Source organism: Oceanobacillus sp. HCA-5259 (assembly GCF_037892815.1).
In the GTDB taxonomy this organism is placed as follows: Bacteria; Bacillota; Bacilli; order Bacillales; family Amphibacillaceae; genus Oceanobacillus; species Oceanobacillus indicireducens.
Window position 1 is genome coordinate 13,200 of sequence record NZ_JBBKBV010000035.1, and the last position, 22,098, is coordinate 35,297.

A 22,098-nucleotide genomic window follows, 5' to 3' on the forward strand; every position below is an offset into this window, starting at 1 on the left:
AATAGTTATATTTTGAATTTTTTAATCAATATTTTACTCGCTGTCCGACTAACCGGTATTTTGGTCTGTTCCTTATCTTTTAATGTGACATTACTCGTTCCATTAAACCATGGTGTAATTTCTAAAATATGATTCAAATTGACAAGATAACTCCGGTGCGTCCGGAAAAATGATTCATCATTCAACTTGTTCTCCAGTTCCCTTAATGTCAACTTACTCTTAATCACCTTATCTTTTGTATGGATTTCAATTTGTTTCTTATGTGGTACAGCATAATAAATCGATTCAGGCGAAAGCACAACCATCCGCTCTCCATCATCAATAAGCAGTTTATCTGTCATAGCCTGTGGCTCAGACACAGATCTATCTTTTCCCTTCGACTGCAATGCTTTCCGCAGTCTTTTCAGTGCCCGTTTGAAATGAGTTTCCTCGTAAGGCTTCAATAAATAATCAATCGCTTCAACATCAAATGCATCCATCGCATAGTCATCATAGGCGGTCGTAAATACGAATAAAGGCTGCTGCTCTCCCTCTTTCGTTATATATTTCGCTGCTTCGACTCCAGACATGCCGGGCATTTCAACATCAAGAAAAATAACATCCGGATGATGGAGACGATACTGTTCGATCAGCTCTTCCCCAGTTTCTGCATGAGGAGAAAGAATAATATCTTCTTCATGCTGCAACAGATACATCAATTCTTTTCTTGCCATCGCCTCATCTTCCGCAATCATCGCCCGTATGATCATGGGATCGCCTTCCTTTCCATTTGATTCATGCGAGGTATTTGGAAATACACTTCACTCCCTTCAAGCGGCAAATTTTGAATCGTTAATTTCGCTGACTCGCCAAGCAGGCCAATCAACCGCTGATTTACATTGTAAATACCAATCCCACCACTTTTCTCTTCGCTGAGTGGTTTATATCCAGCGTCTCTTAGTATATGTTCCGGGAAGCCATAGCCGTTATCGCGGACGAGAATGAACACAGCATCCGCTTCAACTGTAATGACAATATCAATTCTTCCACCCTTCGATTTATGATGTAAACCATGATTTACACAATTTTCCACAAGTGGTTGAATTGTTGAAGGCGGTATATAAACACCCGAAAGGTCTTCCGGCCGCTCGAAATGAATTGTCAACCGATCCGCGAATCTTGCTTGGATAATCGCTGTATATGCCTCGACATGCTCACATTCCTTCTCCAGGTCAACAAGTGACCTGGATACGAGCCGCAAATTAAAACGCATAAAACCTGCAAGTTTAAGCGTGAGATACCTGGCCTTCTCTGCATCTTCCCGGTAAAGGGTCGCAATAAGCTGTAACGTATTGAATAGAAAGTGCGGATTAATCTGCGCCTGTAGATTCCTGAGCTCCGTATGCCGCATATGCATGTTCAACTTCTCAGCATGCAGCATCGTCAATTGATTGGATATGAATTGACCAAGTCCTTCTGCCATCGTAATCTCTACCGGGGTAATATGTTGCGGTTTCCGAAAATAAAAGATGATTAAACCCGTGTAGTCATGGCCCCGAGAAATAGGAATCATGATGGCTGCATGCAACGGACAATCTGGCTCTATACACTCTAAGTCAGCTTTACTATATATTATTTTCATCGCATTCGTTGCGATTGCCTCTTTTCCAAGCTTCGAACGGATTGGATTCCCCGCTTGGTGATGGTTGCCAATTCCTTTATGGGCCAGCACTTCCTGATGATTTGTAACAGAAACCGCCGCAAGCTCCAAGCGGTCGTAAAGTAAATCGGCAATCCCGTCAGCCATAGCTTTACTTCCATCCTGTTTTAAAAATGGTATTGCTTCTTCCGCTATCGTTAATGCCTGCTTTGTCGCAAGCGCCGCCTCATTTTCCTGTTCCTTAAGGACAATGCCAATCATCGCAGTAAAGATTGCAATCGCTATACTGTTTGATAGGACAAGCGGCAGACCAATCCAGTCTACAACCTGTACAATATCATATGCATCGGTGTAAAAAATGAGTAGCAGCTGCATTTGTAATACTGGCGGAAAAACTCCAATAAACAATGCTTTTAACGGCGAAATAACCCGCTCATTGGAGAAGAATCTAGCCGTTAATCCTGCCAATAATCCTGTAAGCGGGTTCACAAAACCATTTGCTAGCCACCCCACTCCGCCAAGGAACATCAAGTGAATGCCGGCAATCAGACCTGCACCAAGCCCTACTACTGGACCGCCTAATAAGCCCGCAATAACCACGGCAACGAGGCTTGTACTAACAATCAGCTGATCTTTTTCCACAGGGAATATAATAAAATCAACATGCAGCACCTCATCTTGAACGATGACAATTCCTGTAATCGTACTCGCAATCGCAAAAACACCAAATACGATTGCATGCACCAACGACATACCAATATTAAAATTCCGATCAAGCAACCGCTTAAAGCCTGGCGTTCGCGTTAATACGAATGCAATAACGAGGAGAAGTCCAATCCGTTCAAAAAGAATAATCGTTAAATCCTTCATGACGCGTCACTCCTGGAACGGCTGCCAGTTTGAGCTTTTTTGAAAAATGCGTAATAGGACGCTTCCTTTTCCGCCTGGCCTCCAGATAGGAATGCACCTAGAAAAGCTCCTAAAAATCCAATCGGTATCGCAATAATTCCCGGATTATATAACGGAATAATCGCATCACGGGCGATCAACCCATTTTCCGTATCCATAATATGTGGCCCTAGTACGAGCAGGAGAAGCGATGCAATTAGTCCACAAAACATTCCAGCAACAACTCCCGTTCGATTAAACCTTTTCCAATAAATCGTAAACAACAGTACCGGGAAAATACTAGATGCCGCAACGATAAATGTCATCGATACAAGAAAGGTCACATTCATTGTCTCAAGCCGCAATGCAAAAACGGTAGAGAGAAGTCCAATTGCTAGAGCCGTCCAGCGTGCCGCATAAAGCTGTTCTTTCTCCGTCGACTTTCCCTTCTTCCATATCATATGATAAATATCATGGGAAAAAGCAGTCGTTGCCGAAATGACAAGCCCTGCGACAACTGCAACTATTGTCGTAAATGCAACTGCAGAAATAAACGCCAAGAGAAAGTCACCACCGACCGCTTGGGCGAGTAATGGAGCTGCCAAATTTCCGGTAGGATCAGTTGCCACCAGTGCCTCGTACCCTAATAATGCAATCGTTCCAAGCCCAAGAATCAACGTCATTAAATAAAACGTCCCGATGATCCATGTTGCACTGAGCAGCGAACGGCGCACTTCAAAGGTATTTTTCACAGTGAATAGTCGGATTAATATATGCGGAAGTCCCGCCGTTCCGAGAATCAATGCGAGCTGTAACGAGATTAACTCAATTGGACTATCAAATAAATGCCCCGGATGAAAAAAGTACTCCCCGAGTAGAGAGCGTTCTTTCACATCCGTAATAATCGCGGGAACATTCCAATTATAATTGGATAGGACGATGAGCGATAATAAAAATGTACCTGACATGAGGACAATCGTCTTGACAATTTGCACCCAAGAAGTCGCAATCATCCCGCCGAACATGACGTAAATCGTCATCAAACTTCCAATTACAAGCACAGAAACAGAATAATCAATATCAAGCAATAAACGCAACAGGAAGCCTGAAGCAACAAGCTGGGGGACCATATATAGAATAGAAATCGTAAAGGCCCCAAACGCCATGATGAGGCGCATCGAACTACCGGGAAACCTCGAGCAGATTACATCACCAAGCGAGTATTTGCCGAGTCTGTGCACCGGTTCCGCGATTAAAAAAAGTACAACCAAATAAGAAACTAAAAAACCGATTGAATATAGAAATCCGTCATACCCGCTGAACGCTATCGTACCGACAATACCGAGGAAAGAAGCAGCACTGATGAAATCTCCGGCAATCGCCATTCCATTTTGAAAACCGGTTAAACTTCCAGCCGCCGTATAAAATATGTTCGTTGTTACACTTCGCTTTGCCGCCCAATATGTAATGATAAGTGTACAAACAACGATACATATGAAAAATAAGAAGTAGGTGAGATTCACTTCGTCACTCCTCTTGTATCATTTGCTCGGTCTGTTCATCTATCTTTTTTGCCTTTAGATGATACAACCATCCAAGCAGCCAAATCATAATAATCTGCAGGAATGCGTAAACCCAAGCCCACGTCACCCCGGGAATAAAGCTTGTTTGATTCATCGTATCAGGGAAAAAGATAAGTGATACAGGGAGTAAAAAGTAAAAAACAAAAGCAAAAGTAATTGCTATGATAACAAAACGCCGCTTCTCCCGTAAAATTTTCTCGTACGTTTCCTCCATCACCCTCCCCCATTTCACTTAGTAAAAATCTGTAAATTTCTTTAATTATGAATATATATGAAGAAACTCAACTTGTAAAGTGAAAAGTTTGCATAACTTAATCAAAAGAAAAGTCTGGCATTTTCCATGTCAGACTTTCTTTTTCATCCATCTAATTTGGTTGTTAATGAATTTAATGAATCCGCTGAAGCAGCAACTTCTTCAAAAGATTCTCCTAGTACACTCATACTCTCGCAAAATAATTGAATCTCATCTGCCATCTTATTATTTTGCTTATCGGTATCATTCATCGTTCGGACAATTTCCTCAAAATGAATTTCCGTATCCTTAGAATAACTATTCCCGATCTGCACGTCTCGACGAATCGTATCTAAGGTTGACGTCAAATAATTAACTTGCTCCGTTGTATTTTTAATTAATGAGGCAACATTCACAACGGCGTCCTTCGTCTGATCGGACAACTTACGCACCTCTTCTGCAACAACTGCAAAGCCGCGACCTGATTCCCCTGCCCTTGCTGCTTCAATGCTTGCATTAAGGGATAGCAAATTCGTCTGCTCAGCCACACCGGATACAAGATTGATTATCTCTTGCATTTGCTGCATAATCTTCTCAAGTTCTTCCGCGTCTGTACGGATTCCTTCAACCGACGCAGTAATACTGTTCATTTTTTCCGTGAGTCGGTTCAATTCCTGCTTACCCGACTCCGCTTTACTTTTTGCCGATTCGGATAAGGAAGAGCCACGTTTCGCCAAAGCAACCATTCCATCCGATTGGGCAATTAATTCTTCCATTGTTGCATTTGTTTGTAGGGAAACAGCTGCTAAACTTTCTGATGTTCCTGTAATTTCCACTTGGATGTTCTGTTTCTCCGCAGCAATTGTCTGCTTGATGCGATCTATCTCCTCTTCATATGCTTCAAGAACGAGCTGTTCTTCCAAATTAATAATTTTACTGACTGCCCGGAAGGCAAGAAATGATTCTTCCCGGTCAGGCACATGCTCTTCAATAATATTAATCAGTGAATTCAAAATATCTTGGAATGCCGCCAAATACCATTTCGCTTCTAAACCAATTTTGACATGAACATGGGCAACAATATAGCGCTTTTTAATATAATCTTCATCGATTTCACCTGTGAACATCTCGACAATATGACGCCTTAGCGTCTGCTTTAACCTTTCGATAGAACTATAATGGTTAATAATATGAATTAACGATGCCTCTTTTTCTAGATTTGAATAGAATCGATCGATAATTAGTCCGATATTTTCCATTACGTATGGCTGCAGTGTATGCAGAATTTGTAAATCTTCGACGGTCAGCCCAATCATCTTGACTTGATGATCCAGTGCACTATTCGATTTTGCTTCTAAGGTAACATGATGGGGGTCTTTATTAAAAATGAGTTCTCTCGTCTTTTCTTTTTTTCGCTGTTTGAACATCCTTGCTCTCCTCCAAACTTATCTATGTAACTATCCTACTACAGGAAGCCGTACATTCCAATACAATATAGGAATTTTTACTCTGTTTATATAGAAATTCGAAAAAAAACGGGCACATGAATCTATTCCATTCATGTACCCATTTTTATCATGGATTTAAAATCATCCCAATCGATAAGTCGTTCCATTTCCAATTCCTTGTTATAGGATTGATCTTTAACGATTAATTGGGTTGGCGTGTGAAGTAACGTATTGAGGACAGCCGGTTTATCATCTACATAATAATCCAGCTCAAGCTCTTCGATGATTTTTACTTTTTCCTCATCTTGCATCCCATAGAAAAAACGATCGTCCGTAATTGGGAATCCTTTTTCCTTCATCCATTCCCTCGTCCGGATGCCGTGTTCTTTCGGTCTTGCCGTTATATAATAGATTTCATGGCCTTCCTCGGCTAAATCTAATAACGTTTCTCTCGCTCCGGGAAAAGCAGGGCAATCAGTATAATAAATTTCTTCTAAAGAATGAGTCCACATTTCTTTTCCTTCTGCGTCCGTTAGTCCGAACGGCTCGTGGATTTCCACCCGGTTAATCCCTTTAAAAGTTTCTAAGGATAAGTCTTGTTTAAGCCGTTTTGTATAAATACAAAAAGCATGTTCCCGCAAATTAATTAATGTATCATCAATGTCGAAGCCAAATTTCATCTCGAAATCCCTCCCCTCAATCTGTATAGGTTGGATAACCAATATATTTCAAATCTTTTCCAACTGGAATAAATGCTGCATCATTTAATTCAACCGCATCTTTCATAAGCTTCACTCCAGTCCCTTCCAGAAAGGTTGGGGCATCCTTCCCGCCAACAAGCTTAGGAGCAATATAAAGAACGACCTTATCTATTAATTGATTCTCGAGAAACGATGCATGAATATTTCCGCCACCTTCAATCATGACCGAGGAGATCCCTTCTTCGCCTAGCCGTTCGACAACTTCATGCGGATCAACAGTATTTTCACGGTTTGTAACAAAAACACGCACACCGGCCTGCTCTAATTCTTTTTTCTTCGTTTCATCATGTGCACGACTTGTGAAAATCCACGTTTCTGCTTCGTTATCTGTCACAAGCTGATAGTCGAGTGGAATTTTTAACGTTGAATCAAGAACAATTCGAACAGGGTTTCTGCCATTCGGAATTCTCGTAGTAAGCGCAGGATTATCTTCTAATACAGTATTGATTCCTGCCAAGATTCCCATATTTTCATTACGTAGATGATGGACATCAACCCTCGCCTCTTCTGAAGTGATCCATTTACTGTCAAACGTATGGGTTGCGACTTTGCCGTCCAGCGTAATTCCTGCTTTCAATGTCAGAAATGGTTTCTTTTCAACAATATATTTATTGAAAACTTCATTCATCTGCCGCGCTTCTTTTTCCCTAACTCCTGTAATCACTTCGACTCCAGCGTCCTTTAAGATTTTCACACCACTTCCAGAAACAACCGGGTTGGGGTCAAGGGTTGCGATAACCGCTTTTTTAATCCCGGCTTGCACGATTGCTTCAGCACAAGGGCCTGTTCTTCCGTGGTGGGAACAGGGTTCAAGCGTGACGTAAATCGTACCTCCATGTGCAAGCTCCCCTGCCATTCTTAATGCATGAATTTCTGCATGCGGTTCTCCCGCTTTCAAATGGGTGCCGACTCCGACAATCCGGTTGTCATTTACAATGACGGACCCAACGAGTGGATTCGGATCAGTCTGCCCTTTCATCGCCCGGGCATTCGTAAGGGCAAGGTCCATATAAAATTCGTGATTAGTCATTTGGACAAGTTCCCTCCGCTTTCATATGGCCGGATTTTTCAATTTTCGTTTCTAAATATTTCTGGTTATATTCTGATACGTCTCCCCATAAGGCAGTTCTACCAGCAACATGCATGCCGGAGTTCCGGAGTGCTTCCAGCTTTTCGGGATTATTCGTAATCAATGTGACTGGCTTCGTGCGTAGGTTTTTCAGCACTGTAATCGCGTCATCATAATTCCTGAGATCATTATCAAATCCTAAACTTTCATTTGCTTCAACTGTGTCAAAACCATTTTCCTGAAGCACGTAAGCCATTGCTTTACTGAATAAACCAATTCCCCGACCTTCATGGTTCGCAAGGTAGAACAGCGCACCCGCGCCATGCTCCTTGATCCGCTTCATGGACTCTTTCAATTGGAAACCACAGTCACAGCGTTTACTTCCGAAAATATCCCCTGTATGACAAATCGAGTGCAGACGAATGAGCGCATCGTCCGCTTCTTTAAAGTCACCGTACACGAGAACGCTCGACTGCTGATATTCAGCAAGGTTTGCTGAGGCGAAATGATCAATGACTTTCTCATAATCCTCTGTCACCTCATCATGATTCAGCCAAGAGTACCACTGAAAAACAACTGTTTCTCCGTATAAATTTACTGGAAGCTGGATCGGACCGACCAAATAGATCGCCTGATCCTGCTTTTTAATCAATTGTATTTTATCTTTTAAAAGCGCAAAGGCTTTGGATTCCACTTTCACATCTGCCATATTCCTTATCTCCTTTCACTTACTTATCTTAGTATAGTGAAATAATTATCGAGCTTCAATTTATCTTTCTCGGAAATAGGAACTTTTATCACGTATTAACGGTCCCATCTTTAAACATGAGTGAATACCAAGATGTGAAGGTGGGGATAAACAGTCCGTAAATCCCTAATTCTGTTAACATTCAGTGAGGGGGAAGGAAACCCCCACTGAATGAAATTTTACTTTTTGACAGCTAAGCTACTAGTCCGTCCTTTTTCCAGATATACCGTAGAAGAATATTTTTGTTAGATCCTCTGTAAGCGGAAGGAGTGATGGCCCTACATCTTCCCGCCGCATATAATCAGCAAACATTTGAATGTATAAGAGAATTGCCTCATCGGAAATCGACTTATCGATATACCCTTGTTCCTTCCCCTCCGCAAACAGTTCCAGAAAACGAGGCAGTGCCGTTTCAGTATAGAACTTCATGATATAACTATCCTTTTTCATATAATCTTTCATAAAATAATCGAAAAACTCTTCATTAATTTGATTCGCAACTAATGATTTATCAAAAATTATCGTTTTAACCTTTTCCGGAAAAGGAATGTCACGATTAAAAAGCACCACATATTCTTCCCATATTTGGTGGATATAATATCGAAACACTTCTTGGATTAAATTATCTTTGCTCTCGAAATAATTATAAATCGTCACCTGAGAAACGCCTGCTTCTTTAGCAATCCCAGCAACGGAAATTTTACTTATTCCATGTTCCAAAAACAATGATAAGGCCGTTTCTATTATATTATTCATTTTTATTTGCTTTCTTCTTTCAAAGCCATTCATCGCTTTCACCTCTTACATTAGTTTAATAAAAGTTATGAAATATAACAAATGAAATAGTTCAAATCTATTGCATGCTACATCGTTTTTCTATATTATGAACTATGAGAGGCGAAATATTTCAAAACTTTTTTTATAAACCTGAGAGAGGATGAGCGCAATGTCGATAGTAGAAGTGAAGAATCTCCATAAGAAATTCGGGAACTTTCAAGCGCTGGATGGAGTCAATTTGGCATTGGATCAAGGGGAAATATATGGTTTCATCGGACCGAATGGTGCTGGGAAATCCACTACCATTCGAATTTTGCTCGGAATTTTAAAAGCATCAGAAGGAAAAGTAACAATATTCGGAAAAGATGCCTGGCACGATGCAGTGGAAATTCATAAACGGCTCGCCTATGTCCCTGGTGATGTGAACCTTTGGCCGAACTTGACCGGTGGTGAGGTGATTGACTTATTTATGGGATTAAGAGGTGGGAATAATAAGCATAAACGGGAAGAACTACTGGAACGATTCGCCCTTGATCCATCGAAAAAGTGCCGCACGTATTCAAAGGGTAACCGTCAAAAAGTAGCTTTAGTCGCAGCTTTTGCATCAGATCCCGAACTGTTTATTTTTGATGAACCGACTTCTGGACTGGACCCATTAATGGAACAAGTCTTCCAGGAATATGTTCAATCTGCAAAGGATGCAGGAAAAACGGTTCTGCTTTCTAGTCATATATTATCGGAAGTGGAGAAGCTATGTGACAGAGTCGGGATTATCCGGCAAGGTAAAATTATTGAGTCAGGTACATTAAGTGAGATGCGACATTTAACCCGGACGAATCTTTTAGTGGAAACGAAAGAACCTATCCCCACAATCGATGAATGGAAAGGTATCCACAATGTGCAAAAGGATGGGCAAACGCTGGACTTTCAAGTAGATTCAGAAGAACTCGATACGGTCATCCGATATGTAAGCCAATACGGAATTGTAAAATTGGAAAGTGCACCTCCAACATTAGAGGATTTATTTATGCGTCATTATGAGCATAAGCAAGAAACGACTGAAGGAGGGAATTCCTGATGTTTCGGTCTGCAACTGATAATATCGGTTCCCTAATTACATTCACCTTAAGAAAGGACCGGGTTCGGATTCCCCTCTGGCTCATTGGTATTATCTTTTTTACTATATTGATCCCTGTCGCCCTTGACGACATGTTTCCAACACAAGATGAACGGGATGTAATGGCAGAAACGATGGCGAATCCAGCAGTGACGGCGATGGTTGGACCTGGAGATATTGAGAATTATACGATCGGTGCGATGACGACGCATAATATGTTGCTGTTTACAGCCGTTGTCGTTGGACTCATGAGTATCTTACTCGTTATCCGTCATTCACGGGCAGAAGAGGAAGATGGGCTTTCCGAATTGATTCTTGCACTTCCTGTCGGTAGATTAGCGAACTTGAATGCTACTCTTTTTGTTCTAACCGTAACAAATATTGTGCTTGCTCTCGTTTCAGGGTTTAGCTTATATGCTTTAGGATTGGAAAGTATGGATTTTGAAGGCTCCTTGCTGTACGGAGTTGCTTTAGGAAGTACGGGACTCTTTTTCACAGGTGTAGCGGCAGTGTTCGCTCAATTTTCAGAAAGCTCACGCGGAGCTACCGGATTATCGATTGCCGTATTGCTGCTCGCTTATTTCATTCGTGCGATTGGTGATGTGAGTAATGAAACATTATCCCTCTTTTCACCGCTCGGACTCGTTACACAGACGGAAGCTTATTCAGCGAACGAATGGTGGCCTGTGTTGCTTCTTGTCGGATTTTCTGCTTCATTATTTTTACTAGCGAATTATTTAAATGCAATCCGTAACTGGGGAGCCGCTTTTCTCCACGCTCGGGCTGGAAGAACTCATGCAACTCGTTTTCTCCAGTCTCCGATTGGACTTTTCTTCCGCACACAGCGTACAGCTTTTATTTCCTGGGCAATAAGTATGCTAGTTCTAGGCATGTCTTACGGTTCTGTGATGGGAGATTTGGAGTCATTCTTTCAAGGTAATGAACTATTAGAAGAAATACTTATTGCTGAAGAAGGTTACTCCTTAACGGAACAATTTATCCCTGCCTTAATGCTTGTGATGGGGATACTTGCTACTGTTCCTCCGATTATGGCAATGAATAAATTGATTGGTGAAGAAAAGAAAAATCGAACCGAGTCGATTCTCGCCGCACCAGTATCTCGTGGAAAACTGTTGGCGAGCAACTTGATTATTGCTGTGTTTAATGGATTCATTATGATTTCCTTATCAGGTATCGGACTGTGGCTTGCTGCTGAGGCTGTAATGGAGGATGGTTTTTCTTTCGGAACGATTTACGGGGCTTCCCTCGTATATTACCCGGCGATGCTAGTCATGATCGGAGCTGCTCTGTTTTTAATTGGCATGGCACCAAGATTTACCGGATTGATTTGGGTATATGTCGTATTTTCATTCATCTCTAATTATCTCGGCGGACTGCTAGACTTACCGGAATGGATAGAGAAACTCTCCCCATTCGGTTATATCCCAGCACTACCAGTAGAAAATATGGAATGGACACCAATCATGTTACTAATTTTAGTTGCTGCCATCTTAATAACTCTGGGATTTATTGGCTATCGAAAAAGAGATATAGAAGGATAATCGACTCAAGCCCGGGACAGTGGGGTCAGAGCAAATGTCCCAGTTTTTTGGGATAGTTGTTCCGACCTTTTGTCGTTTTAGAATGGGTTCGGCTTAATTCGGATACTCGAAGATTTGTTAATTACCGAAAGAGCTAGGAAGTCAATTGTTCAGAGGGTTAGAGAGTCTCTAATCCCTCGAACGAGAGGAAAACCAATCGTTCGAGGGATTAGAGTGTCTTTCATCAACCGAATCAGCGGAAAAAGCAATTGTTCGAGGGATTAGAGGGTCTCTTATCAACCGATGAAGCGTAAAAATTGTGTGTTCAAATGATTAGATAGCTTATAAACCGCTGAACGATTGGAAAACTTGGCTATTCGAGGAATTAGATAGCCTATAAGCCTCTGCATGAGTCGAAAAATACAAAGATGAAGACACTGATAGCTTTTCCCCTTCAAAGTTATGCGAAACAACGAATCGGGATTCAGATGATCCGGAGGGGAACTAACCCTCTGCACTCTTATTGTCGAATGCAGCCATATTTCCCGCGCATTTCAAAAAGCAAATGAATCATACCTTCATAATATGGAATAAACTCACCGCTCCTAATCATCTCAATAATTTCTTCTCTTGTTGCCCATTTTACATCTTTAACTTCTTCCTCCTGTAACTTTACATCTTCCAAATTGATTTCCTTTTCAACCAAATAAATATCATCAAAACCACGTTCAAAATTAATAGTAAAATGCGGTCTTAGTTCCTCTAAATTTAGATAAATTCCAAGTTCTTCCTCCAATTCTCTTTCTGCTGCCACTTGACTGCTATCCCCTTTTATCGCACTGCCACCAACGGTAATATCCCATTTATCCGGCCACCCTATTTTGAAAGGTTGTCGCTGCTGGATCAACATTTCCCCTGCCGAATTGAAGATACAAACATGGACAACCAAATGATAATCCCCTTCTTCAAAAGCTTCTCCACGTACTATAAATTTATCTTTTTTGATTCGATCTCGATTATATACATCCCAAAGTTCCATTTGCAGATCCTCCCCAATTTCTATCGCCATTTGAAATTAACAACGTCTTCAAATCAAAATCAATCATACCCGCCTACTGCTTCTGGTAAATCTTTATATGTATCCTTTCTCTTCACTATATCAAAAATATAATTTCTCAATTCAAATAACTCGCTTGCATCAGCGGTTGAATCACAATAAGCACCAGATACGGAATGGTGTATTGTCTCCCCGTTAACTCTGATCTTCCACTCGTCTTCTTCATGCGGTTGCTGGTAACATATTTCCCCATCAATAGGCTCTGGTATCAATTTCTTCTCTTCTACTATATGAACATCTTTCATTTTCCCGTAAATTTGCTGCATTTCTTTCTCTGTCAAAGTGATGCTCGTCGTAATCGTTCCATTCTGAATTAAGTCTTTCGTTACAGTTTCTTCAAATGTATTAATCTCGTTCTTTTTATCCACACCAAACTGAACCGCAAAACCAAAGTCATCCGGCATTTTTTCCGGCATAATCGCAGTGGTTGTATTAGGTTCTTCATTTGTATTGCTACAACCGACTATCCCTATAACGAGTACCACAAGTAAAAGAAACTTCTTCACTTTTCCACTCCTCCCTTTTGGTTATTCTTCGTAAACTGGGACAGTTGCTCTGACCCCATGTCCCACTTAAATCATAGCACAGGTTGACTTGTTTCTTGACATTTAATATGTTTTGTCATAAGTTATATACATGAGCATGTGTTCATGTATTGATGTAAGACAATAATATAGATAGAGGAGTTGAGATGGTGGTGGATGAGCAAAAACGGGAACAGGTATTTACAGAAGACAGGCAACATTTGGATGAAGAGACATTATTCGTTGTCTCGCAAATATTCAAAGCTTTGAGTGATCCAACCCGAATTCGGATTTTAAATTTGCTATGTACAGGGGAACATTCCGTGAACGCTATTGCCGAGACATTAAACCTAAGTCAATCAAGTGTTTCCCATCAGTTACGCTTCTTAAAAAATTTGCGATTGGTTAAATATAGAAGAGCAGGGAGAACCCTATATTATTCAGAGGATGACGATCATGTCATGAATTTATTGAAGCAGGCGATCAAGCATGCTCTACATCATTGATTGAGGAGGAATTTGAAATGGGACACGATCATGTACATGATCATTCGCATGGTGCGAATAAAAAAGTTTTAAAAATAAGTTTTATCATCATTTCCCTCTATATGATAGTGGAAGCGATAGGTGGATTCCTTACCAATAGTCTTGCCCTCTTGGCAGATGCTGGCCATATGTTAAGTGATGCCATCTCACTCGGTATCGCCCTCCTCGCTTTTACACTAAGTGATAAAGCTGCCAACTATAGTAAAACATATGGATATAAACGATTTGAAATTTTAGCAGCTGTGCTGAACGGGATTACGCTAATCATCATTGCCGGCTATATTTTCTATGAAGCAATTGGACGTTTCCAAAATCCGCCGGAGGTTGCTTCAACCGGCATGTTGATAATTGCGATTATTGGTCTGTTCATTAATATTCTTGTCGCTTGGATTATGTTTCGTGGTGGAGATGTGGATGATAACTTGAATATGCGAGGAGCATACCTGCATGTCATCAGTGATATGCTTGGTTCAATCGGTGCGATTATTGCTGCCCTGCTTATCATTTTCTTCAACTGGGGTTGGGCGGACCCTCTCGCAAGTGTTATTGTCGCTGTACTCGTCCTCCGTAGTGGCTACTTTGTTGCAAAATCGGGACTCCATGTTCTGATGGAAGGAACCCCAGATAATGTTAATATGGAGAAGGTCGTGGAAACCATTCAACATACGGATGGTGTTCAAGGTGTCCATGACTTGCATGTCTGGTCGATTACGAGCGGATTAAATGCCCTTTCCTGCCACGCGGTTGTTGATGATGATATGTCCATCGCAGAAAGTGAAACATTACTTCGACAGATTGAACATGAACTGGAACAGCAAAATATTCACCATATGACGATTCAACTAGAAACGACTGCACATTTACACGACAATTCGATTCTTTGCAGGATACAGCCGGAATCACCCGGACATCACGATCATTAAAAAGGAAGTCCTTTACCCAAGGGGCTTCCTTTTTTTATATAAGAAACTATAAAATAAAAAAATGTATGTAGATAATATTAGACAAAAGAACAATTCTGTTGTTTAATTATGCTTTACAACTTAACTAACTCCATGTTATATTGACAATTATTTTCAAAAAGGGGGATTATCAGATGGAACATGGTGCAACTTCAATTGTATCTCTCATGATCGTTACGGGTGTTGCGTTTTTCATTCCAATTTTGCTCGAACGATTAAAATTAAAAGCGATACCGATTGTGGTAGCAGAGATTATTGCTGGGATCATCATTGGTAAGAGCGGTTTGAACCTTATCGATGTTGATAATGCATGGCTCACCTTGCTATCCAGTTTAGGTCTAATATATTTGATGTTTTTAAGTGGTTTGGAAATTGACTTTAACTCCTTCCGCGTGAAAAAAGGAAATAACTCTGGGAAATCGAAGGAAATTAACCCATTCCTCGTTTCAAGTATTATTTTTGCCTTAATGTTAGCTCTCGCTTACGGGTTCTCTCTAGTGCTCGTATCATTTGGTTTGATTGATGATCCGTATTTCATGACGATTATCTTATCAACCATTTCTCTAGGCGTTGTCGTACCTGTATTAAAAGAAAGGAAAGTACTGAATACGAAATTAGGGCAAACCGTATTGCTCATCGCAGTCATATCTGACTTTGCCACGATGATTTTATTTGCTTATTATTTAGCAGTAAAAGACGGAGACACGACGATTGTTTGGTGGATCATCCTGCTCGTCGCTCTTGTATTCCTGCTTTATTTCTTATTGAACTTTTACCGGAAGAAAACGAACATGGCAGTGGTTGAAGCATTAAAAAGAGGAACAGCGCAAATCGGTACTCGTGGTATCTTTGCATTAATCCTTTTGTTCGTAGCTTTATCAGAAACAATGGGAGTAGAAAATATCCTTGGCGCTTTCTTGGCTGGGGTTGTTGTGTCCCTACTTTCTCCAGATAGAGAATTCGTTCATCAGCTGGATAGTTTCGGCTATGGATTCTTGATCCCTATCTTCTTTGTTATGGTAGGAGTGGATTTTGATTTCGGTTCTTTACTGGAAAATCGCAGTATCTTGCTGTTGATTCCTGTTGTGTTGGTCTTTCTCTTTTTAACACGTAATCTGCCAACATTACTTCTTAAGCGATGGTTTTCTTGGAATGAGGTATTGAGTTCAGGGATGCTGCTTACCTCTACCCTAAGCCTTGCAATTGTAGCAGCTACCGTGTCGCTGCAAATGGGAATCATCTCGGAAGGTATGAACAGTGCGATTGTACTAGTTGCTATCTTGACGTGTTTCACTTCACCGATATTGTATGCAAGAATATCGCCTGAAGTGGAGGAAAAAGAAAGCAGCTTAGCTATTATTGGAGCTAACCGTGCCGCACTCCGAGCGAGTCTCAACTTTCAAAAGAGTAATTATAAGGTAACGATTTTCTCGGAGAAGCAAGGGAAATTAAAATCGGAATCAGATAATGAATTTCCAATTGTTGAAGTGAACAACATGACGTTGGAGAAGTTAATCGAAATGGATATCTTTGAAACCTTCGACGGTATAATTGTTGCAACAAGTAATGATAATTTCAACGTGGAGATTACTAATTACGCGATTGCAATTGGCTATGAAAACATCATTACCCGGATTGAAGAACCGACATTGAACAAACAATATACGGATATGGGTATGGCGATTTATTCGAATGCCTTCGCTGGAGAAATGGTGTTAAAAGCGATGGTGCACAGTCCAAGTCTTGTCCGTCTATTAACGGATAATGATGAGATTATTAGAGAATTTGTTTTAGATGGAATGAGATATGACCGGATACCGCTCCGCAAGCTGCCATTCTTGGGAGATACGCTTATCCTGTCCATTTATCGTGGAGAACGAGCGATTACCCCAAATGGAGATACGATTTTACAACAGGGTGACCGTTTAATTATTAGTGGTAGCGAAGAATCGATGGAAAAAGTAGCGGAATATTTATAAAAAGGGTTTACACCTTTAGCGTGATGAAGATGCAGTGCGCATACTTCATCGCGCTATTTTTAGATAACAATTTGTTATAGACGATTTCGTGCTAATGAGCCCATTCCAAGACTTCAATTGAGTAAATACGGGAGTTAATCTTTAATCGCTCGAATGAGAAGTATTCTAATCGTCTGAATGGGATAGATTTGAATGCGTTCGGATGATTAGAGGTATTCTAATCAACTGAATGAGATAGATTTGAATGCGTTCGTGCAGAGAGGTCCTAACAACATTTGTAAAATTTAGATAGAAAATATGGGGAATAGAATGTATCTTACTTAGTTGAGGCACAGTTTCCCCTATTCTATCAGAAATCAATGGTCTCAAGTACTTTTTAAGTACCAATCAAGAAATGCAGCTTTTTCTATTACGTTTAATAGGCAAGGTTCATTTACCTGTTGCACCAATTTCTTATATTCATCAGGAAATTCAGATTGTGCGTCTATTTTTACATAAGGAAGCTTTTCCTGTGCTTTTCGAGAGCGTATATTAGTTAACTTGGCACCGGCGAAGACATATTCCATGTTAAGATCTGTGAAAGCAGTATATAGAATATCTTTTTTGGCCAGCTCATTATATCCTTTTCCCCAATAGGGATGGCCGATCCAAGTTCCGATGTGACAGGTCTTCTTCTCATTATCTATTTCTTTTAAGGTTATTACCCCGATTAACTCATCGTTTTCATTCAAGATTACTCTCGAATACAGCTTATCTAATCGTTCACTTTCTAGGACAAACTCGATAAATTCAAGTGTTCCGTCTATCGATGTCTGATCATCCGTCAATCCTAGAGGTTCTCTCACCTGTGGAGCTGAAGAGAGTGAAGATATTAATTTTGCATATTTTTTATCATGAGGTACTAATGCTACCTTTCTCATTTGTAACCCTCCAACATAGAATTTTTAATTTTATAAAGAAGATTGTTGCTTTAACTTTTCAATCTCTGTATCAACAATTGAGAGGTCATTTTCTTTCTAGTATATGACTCGTTTGCATACTATTAACATTTGCAAACCATTAAAATATTCCCGTCGGGGTCTTTGAAATTAAAATAATGATTATGTTCGATTTCTGAAATTAAATTAACTCCTTTATTGCTTATAAAATGAAATGCTTTCTCAATATCTTTTGTATTGAAATGGAATGCTGGGGTTTTAAAAGTTCTATCTTCTGAATAAATCTTGCTATCTAATACAATTCCTGTCCCTTCCATGGGTATAACGTAGAGATGACCAAATTGAACTTCCCCTTCTGTTTTTAATCCTAAAATGTCGCAGTACCAATCTCTCGCTTTTTGAATGTTGCTTACTGGGATAAATACTGTTCCGATTTGTTTTAAGATAGGATTTTCCATCAAGACACTCCTCTAATTTTATGTGCTTATTTAATATTCTACGTAATTATCATGAAATCCTAGTTTCTAGAGATAAAACTGCAGCCTAATTCAATCTAACTATTTTTACCTGCCAGCAGTATGATAGTTTCAGCACGATTGCTATATATTAAATAACGTTTAAAACTATACAATAAAGCGATCGAATAGGACCACCTACTTTAACAATTGCAGACATAGCTGCCGGTAAATCCTAATTAGTCCACTTGTAATAAACAAATCTCAAACTTTCTCCATTCATTTCAAACGTTTCATCACTCGTTGCTATATGCTTAAACCCATTTTTCTCCAAAACTCTTTGCGAGGCGATATTGTCAGTAGTTGTCTTCGCTAAAATTTCTTTAATCTCCTGCTTATTAATCGTTGTTAATTACAAATTTACCGATTTATTAGCGATACCTTTGCCAATATATGATTCCCCTACTCTATAACCGATATGACCTATACCTTGATTTTTATCAACATTTACTAGGTTTATTCTTCCCAAAATAAGGCCATCTTCATTCTTTATTAAGTAAAAATAGGATAAACCTTTAGATTGTTCATCCAACAAGGCTTTATTCTTTTTCGTGAAATTCTCAAAGATGTAGTATTCATCCCCACCTAATGCCATCTTCTAACTTTCCAAATACCAACGAAGAGCTTTTTGTTCCATCTCATTTACGAATTTCTTTTTTGCTGGACTATAACGACTTGTCGTATCGTAGCGTTGAGCCAACTTTTCTTTGAAACGACTGTATTTAGCTACCTCTTGTGGATGAGCCCTCAAATAATCTCGAAAAATTAAATGTCTAGCAATTTCAGGGTTATCAAATTGATAGAAATGAATATGATGCGTTCTGTTATCCCCGCCTTTACGAAATAACCTTCTTCCTTTAATTCCCCATTCCCCAGCAACGTCATATCCTAAAGAATTCATTTGCTCATTGAAAAAGTCCACCTTTTCTATGGATTTAACGATACACATCATGTCGATTACAGGCTTTGCCTTCATCCCCCGTACTGCTGTACTCCCAAAATGCTCACATTTTATTATCAAGTCGCCAAATACTGTTGTAAGAAACGCTGCCTCTGTCTGAAACATGCAAGACCAATCTTCACTATAGTCAGTAAGTCGAACTTTCACGTTATTGTATCCCACCTTTTTATTTTCAGTTTATAAGGATGATCATCATTTCTTGTTCAACTAAGAACTATACACTTTCAATTTGTAACTTAATTGTATCAAACTTCTTTATGAATTATCGGAATTTATCCCAAACGATCATTCTTCATTATAAATTATCGAACTTAATTTCATTGCTGTCCGGTATCCATCTTATGATAACGCAGGGATGATAGGCCAAGGAATAGGGATCTAAAATGTATTGCTAGTTATACCAGCAATTAACTGATAATTCGAGCCCGTTTGTTAAATACATATATCCTCCAACTACAACTTACATTATTTAATAAAAATATACAGACCTCTTCTAACAAACTTACTTCTTCCACCACCTATTAATAATAGTGATGTAGAAGTCGTTAAAAGCAAAGAATAAAAGGGGGGGTTGCTCTGGATGACTCGTCTATACCTATCTAACATCTCCGAATACACTATTTAATGAGAATGAAAAAGAAGGAGGGATTCATATGTATAGAAGAGAAAATGATGAGGAATCCAAATCAAAATCAACTTGTCAAAGACTTGCAAATATTATTGGCGGTGAGGTTATTCAAGCGCAACCTGTTTGTGTGGTAATGCGTCTTCGAGATGATATTAGAGCGACTATTTTAGGCCGCCGCACGCGTTCTCCACTAGCCCTACCTTTCATGTTATCCTTTGAAAATAATGGTTTAAATCTAGGTGAAACTGTAATCCTTCAAAAGGAAGTAAATCCTATGATTCGAGCATTACAAAGAAGGGGGATTATCGTAACTGCATTTCATAACCACTGGTTGTTTGAAGAGCCGAGGTTAATGTATTTGCATTGGGAGAATGTCGGAATGAATCCATTCGAATTTGCGAAGAATAGCTTTGCAGCCGCAAAAGAAGCAGGACTTTTTTAATAAGCGAGCCATTGTGTTATCACAATGGCTTTATTTCTGTTCATTCATTCCTCTTTATTTAGGTATTAATCTAACTTCAGCATTATATTGGTTTGTATCTGGAGCATCTGCATTTATTGTTAACAATTGTACTTAATATTCTACCCTGTAGATAAATAAGAAACATGTTTTTTAAAGAACTCTGATTCCCCTATTTTAAATTATTAATCCTCCCCCAGCAGCCATCATTTCTAGAAAACAATTTTATAAATCCATAGATAACCGAATCATATCTCGGCATTGAATACCATTTTCAATAATTTCCTCATCATAATGTCTAATGAAAAAATCTATATCTACACCAATAATTCTAAATCCACATTTTTGATAAAGTGCAAGCTGCCCGATACTTGAATTTCCAGTACCTACTTCCATTGTTTTGTAACCTTTTTCTTTGGCAGTTCGAATAGCATCCATTACCAATGTTTTCCCAAAACCCTTACCATGAAATTCTTCTGCAACCGCAACATTCACCAATTCCACAGTTTCCGGTCTGGTCGGAAGTATTACATATACTCCAATAACGCGATTATCACTTTCTCCAATGAAACATTCTCCTTTTTCCAAATACGCTTCCACTATTTCTCGAGAGGGATCCGCTAGCAATAACAAATCAATAGGTGGGTTTTCGTCTTTATTTAACAACCTGATATTCATCTTAAATCTCCTTTTGCAAAACTTCAAAATGCGAAATCCTATATCATTTGCTATTCCTTTTAAATCTATAAATATATTTTCCAACATAAATTAACGAAGCGATTCTTTTACTTTTTCCCTAAAATCAGCATCTAGCGCCGTACTGATAACAAAATCATTGAATATATTTCTTATCCAGTAGAGCTCACCACCCGTATCGTCCTTTATAAAAAGAGATACAGCGATAGTATTACCATAAAATTTTCTGTATAAAGCAGATGTTAAAACAAACATGGTCGCTCCGCCTTTGTACCAAAAGTAGGCATCCTCTTCACTTTTGATGTTCTTACCAATCACTATTTCACTAAATAAATCTTTTTCCTTTTCGCTAAGTAGATTTCCTCCTAATTCGTACATAAAATCAGCATATTCTCTTGTGGTTGAGGAAGGCATCTTTTTAGTTATTGCGAGTTGTGTCTTATGGTCCAACATTTTCAACATGTTTTCTTTAAGATCGTTGCACCCATCTGTCGTCATTTTTTCAAATAATTCTTTCGACAACTCCTGGTATTTATGTATTGCCATTGATTCTAATTGTTGCCTAGCTATCTTTTTCTTATCTGACAAATAACGCGGCATTAAAATTGGTGGAGTTAAATAGGTTATTTGATCATGGCTGTCCAGTTGGAGAGCATCTAAACTATTGTTAATTGTATCTATTCCTATTTTGTTTATGAGGAAATCTGTGCATGCGTTAGAACTAAACTGCATCATTCCCTTTGCTACTTCCATTAGAGAAACATCGGCGGGATTATTTATAGACTTTTTCCACCTAGGATGAGCATCTCCATCCGTATTTGGGAGATAGAATTTATCAAGCTCATCTAATTCCACTTTATCATTAATTGAAAATCTCTTATTTGTTACAGCCTTTACAAAATTAAACGCTATTAGTACTTTTAACGTACTAGCTAACGGAAATTTCTGATTAGAATTTATAGTTAATGTG

General features: G+C 39.4%; 23 protein-coding genes. 6 read left to right on the forward strand and 17 right to left on the reverse strand.

The window, feature by feature from the left end; genetic code table 11:
* Window positions 1-5: 5 nt before the first annotated feature.
* The 9 genes from WKU33_RS15475 to WKU33_RS15515 all read right to left on the reverse strand — a co-directional run bounded on the left by WKU33_RS15475 (window position 6) and on the right by WKU33_RS15515 (window position 9,157).
* Window positions 6-749 (reverse strand): LytR/AlgR family response regulator transcription factor, encoded by a 744-nt coding sequence (locus WKU33_RS15475; RefSeq protein WP_156856650.1) that lies wholly within the window; start codon window positions 747-749, stop codon window positions 6-8.
* Complete coding sequence (locus tag WKU33_RS15480) at window positions 746-2,509, reverse strand: LytS/YhcK type 5TM receptor domain-containing protein (RefSeq protein ID WP_156856651.1); 1,764 nt, start codon at window positions 2,507-2,509, stop codon at window positions 746-748. Before WKU33_RS15480 ends, WKU33_RS15475 begins: the two co-directional genes overlap by 4 nt.
* Complete coding sequence (locus WKU33_RS15485) at window positions 2,506-4,050, reverse strand: solute symporter family protein (protein WP_340455431.1); 1,545 nt, start codon at window positions 4,048-4,050, stop codon at window positions 2,506-2,508. Before WKU33_RS15485 ends, WKU33_RS15480 begins: the two co-directional genes overlap by 4 nt.
* A 4-nt stretch (window positions 4,051-4,054) precedes the next feature.
* Window positions 4,055-4,324 (reverse strand): DUF485 domain-containing protein, encoded by a 270-nt coding sequence (locus tag WKU33_RS15490; protein ID WP_156856653.1) that lies wholly within the window; start codon window positions 4,322-4,324, stop codon window positions 4,055-4,057.
* 143 nt (window positions 4,325-4,467) lie between these two features.
* Window positions 4,468-5,769: a globin-coupled sensor protein gene (locus WKU33_RS15495; RefSeq protein ID WP_340455433.1), complete on the reverse strand. Its 1,302-nt coding sequence runs from the start codon at window positions 5,767-5,769 to the stop codon at window positions 4,468-4,470.
* A gap of 131 nt (window positions 5,770-5,900) precedes the next feature.
* Entirely contained in the window at window positions 5,901-6,470 is a 570-nt protein-coding gene (locus tag WKU33_RS15500; protein WP_340455435.1) for a 5' nucleotidase, NT5C type, read from the reverse strand.
* 16 nt (window positions 6,471-6,486) lie between these two features.
* Window positions 6,487-7,581, reverse strand: coding sequence for a bifunctional diaminohydroxyphosphoribosylaminopyrimidine deaminase/5-amino-6-(5-phosphoribosylamino)uracil reductase RibD (gene ribD / locus WKU33_RS15505; protein ID WP_340455437.1), 1,095 nt, complete (start codon window positions 7,579-7,581; stop codon window positions 6,487-6,489).
* Complete coding sequence (locus WKU33_RS15510) at window positions 7,574-8,329, reverse strand: GTP cyclohydrolase II (protein ID WP_336252161.1); 756 nt, start codon at window positions 8,327-8,329, stop codon at window positions 7,574-7,576. The genes ribD and WKU33_RS15510 overlap by 8 nt, the downstream gene beginning before the upstream one ends.
* 240 nt (window positions 8,330-8,569) lie before the next feature.
* Window positions 8,570-9,157, reverse strand: a complete 588-nt coding sequence (locus tag WKU33_RS15515; RefSeq protein WP_156856658.1) for a TetR/AcrR family transcriptional regulator — start codon at window positions 9,155-9,157, stop codon at window positions 8,570-8,572.
* A 157-nt stretch (window positions 9,158-9,314) separates the two neighbouring features.
* Between WKU33_RS15515 and WKU33_RS15520 the strand changes: the two genes are divergently transcribed.
* Both WKU33_RS15520 and WKU33_RS15525 read left to right on the forward strand, forming a co-directional pair.
* Window positions 9,315-10,223, forward strand: coding sequence for an ABC transporter ATP-binding protein (locus tag WKU33_RS15520; RefSeq protein WP_336252162.1), 909 nt, complete (start codon window positions 9,315-9,317; stop codon window positions 10,221-10,223).
* Window positions 10,223-11,824, forward strand: coding sequence for an ABC transporter permease (locus WKU33_RS15525; RefSeq protein WP_336252163.1), 1,602 nt, complete (start codon window positions 10,223-10,225; stop codon window positions 11,822-11,824). The genes WKU33_RS15520 and WKU33_RS15525 overlap by 1 nt, the downstream gene beginning before the upstream one ends.
* A gap of 499 nt (window positions 11,825-12,323) precedes the next feature.
* On the opposite strand, the gene WKU33_RS15530 is transcribed toward WKU33_RS15525, so the two are convergent.
* Complete coding sequence (locus WKU33_RS15530; protein ID WP_336252164.1) at window positions 12,324-12,842, reverse strand: NUDIX hydrolase; 519 nt, start codon at window positions 12,840-12,842, stop codon at window positions 12,324-12,326.
* Window positions 12,843-12,901: 59 nt separating this feature from the next.
* Window positions 12,902-13,426 (reverse strand): hypothetical protein, encoded by a 525-nt coding sequence (locus WKU33_RS15535; RefSeq protein WP_336252165.1) that lies wholly within the window; start codon window positions 13,424-13,426, stop codon window positions 12,902-12,904.
* Window positions 13,427-13,611: 185 nt separating this feature from the next.
* Between WKU33_RS15535 and WKU33_RS15540 the strand changes: the two genes are divergently transcribed.
* The 3 genes from WKU33_RS15540 to WKU33_RS15550 all read left to right on the forward strand — a co-directional run bounded on the left by WKU33_RS15540 (window position 13,612) and on the right by WKU33_RS15550 (window position 16,930).
* Window positions 13,612-13,950, forward strand: a complete 339-nt coding sequence (locus WKU33_RS15540) for an ArsR/SmtB family transcription factor (RefSeq protein ID WP_156856662.1) — start codon at window positions 13,612-13,614, stop codon at window positions 13,948-13,950.
* A 17-nt stretch (window positions 13,951-13,967) separates the two neighbouring features.
* Complete coding sequence (locus WKU33_RS15545) at window positions 13,968-14,912, forward strand: cation diffusion facilitator family transporter (RefSeq protein WP_336252166.1); 945 nt, start codon at window positions 13,968-13,970, stop codon at window positions 14,910-14,912.
* 173 nt (window positions 14,913-15,085) lie between these two features.
* Window positions 15,086-16,930 carry a monovalent cation:proton antiporter family protein gene (locus tag WKU33_RS15550; protein ID WP_156856664.1) on the forward strand — a complete coding sequence of 615 codons (1,845 nt, stop codon included), beginning with the start codon at window positions 15,086-15,088 and terminating at the stop codon, window positions 16,928-16,930.
* A gap of 365 nt (window positions 16,931-17,295) precedes the next feature.
* On the opposite strand, the gene WKU33_RS15555 is transcribed toward WKU33_RS15550, so the two are convergent.
* From WKU33_RS15555 to WKU33_RS15570, 4 genes are all read right to left on the reverse strand, one after another.
* Window positions 17,296-17,850, reverse strand: a complete 555-nt coding sequence (locus WKU33_RS15555) for a GNAT family N-acetyltransferase (protein WP_188856410.1) — start codon at window positions 17,848-17,850, stop codon at window positions 17,296-17,298.
* Between the two features lie 122 nt (window positions 17,851-17,972).
* Window positions 17,973-18,326 (reverse strand): VOC family protein, encoded by a 354-nt coding sequence (locus WKU33_RS15560; RefSeq protein WP_188856411.1) that lies wholly within the window; start codon window positions 18,324-18,326, stop codon window positions 17,973-17,975.
* 409 nt (window positions 18,327-18,735) lie between these two features.
* Window positions 18,736-18,978 carry a GNAT family N-acetyltransferase gene (locus tag WKU33_RS15565; protein WP_336252167.1) on the reverse strand — a complete coding sequence of 81 codons (243 nt, stop codon included), beginning with the start codon at window positions 18,976-18,978 and terminating at the stop codon, window positions 18,736-18,738.
* A gap of 3 nt (window positions 18,979-18,981) precedes the next feature.
* Window positions 18,982-19,491, reverse strand: a complete 510-nt coding sequence (locus WKU33_RS15570) for a GrpB family protein (protein WP_156856668.1) — start codon at window positions 19,489-19,491, stop codon at window positions 18,982-18,984.
* Between the two features lie 506 nt (window positions 19,492-19,997).
* On the opposite strand from WKU33_RS15570, the gene WKU33_RS15575 reads away from it, so the two are divergent.
* Entirely contained in the window at window positions 19,998-20,414 is a 417-nt protein-coding gene (locus tag WKU33_RS15575) for a DUF1259 domain-containing protein (RefSeq protein ID WP_340455441.1), read from the forward strand.
* A 243-nt stretch (window positions 20,415-20,657) separates the two neighbouring features.
* Here the strand turns inward: WKU33_RS15575 and WKU33_RS15580 are convergent, their stop codons facing one another.
* Together WKU33_RS15580 and WKU33_RS15585 are read right to left on the reverse strand one after the other, a co-directional pair.
* Window positions 20,658-21,110 carry a GNAT family N-acetyltransferase gene (locus WKU33_RS15580; RefSeq protein WP_188856466.1) on the reverse strand — a complete coding sequence of 151 codons (453 nt, stop codon included), beginning with the start codon at window positions 21,108-21,110 and terminating at the stop codon, window positions 20,658-20,660.
* A 90-nt stretch (window positions 21,111-21,200) separates the two neighbouring features.
* Window positions 21,201-22,098, reverse strand: an 898-nt coding sequence (locus WKU33_RS15585) for a serine hydrolase (protein WP_340455443.1), incomplete at its 5' end; no start/stop codon positions are given.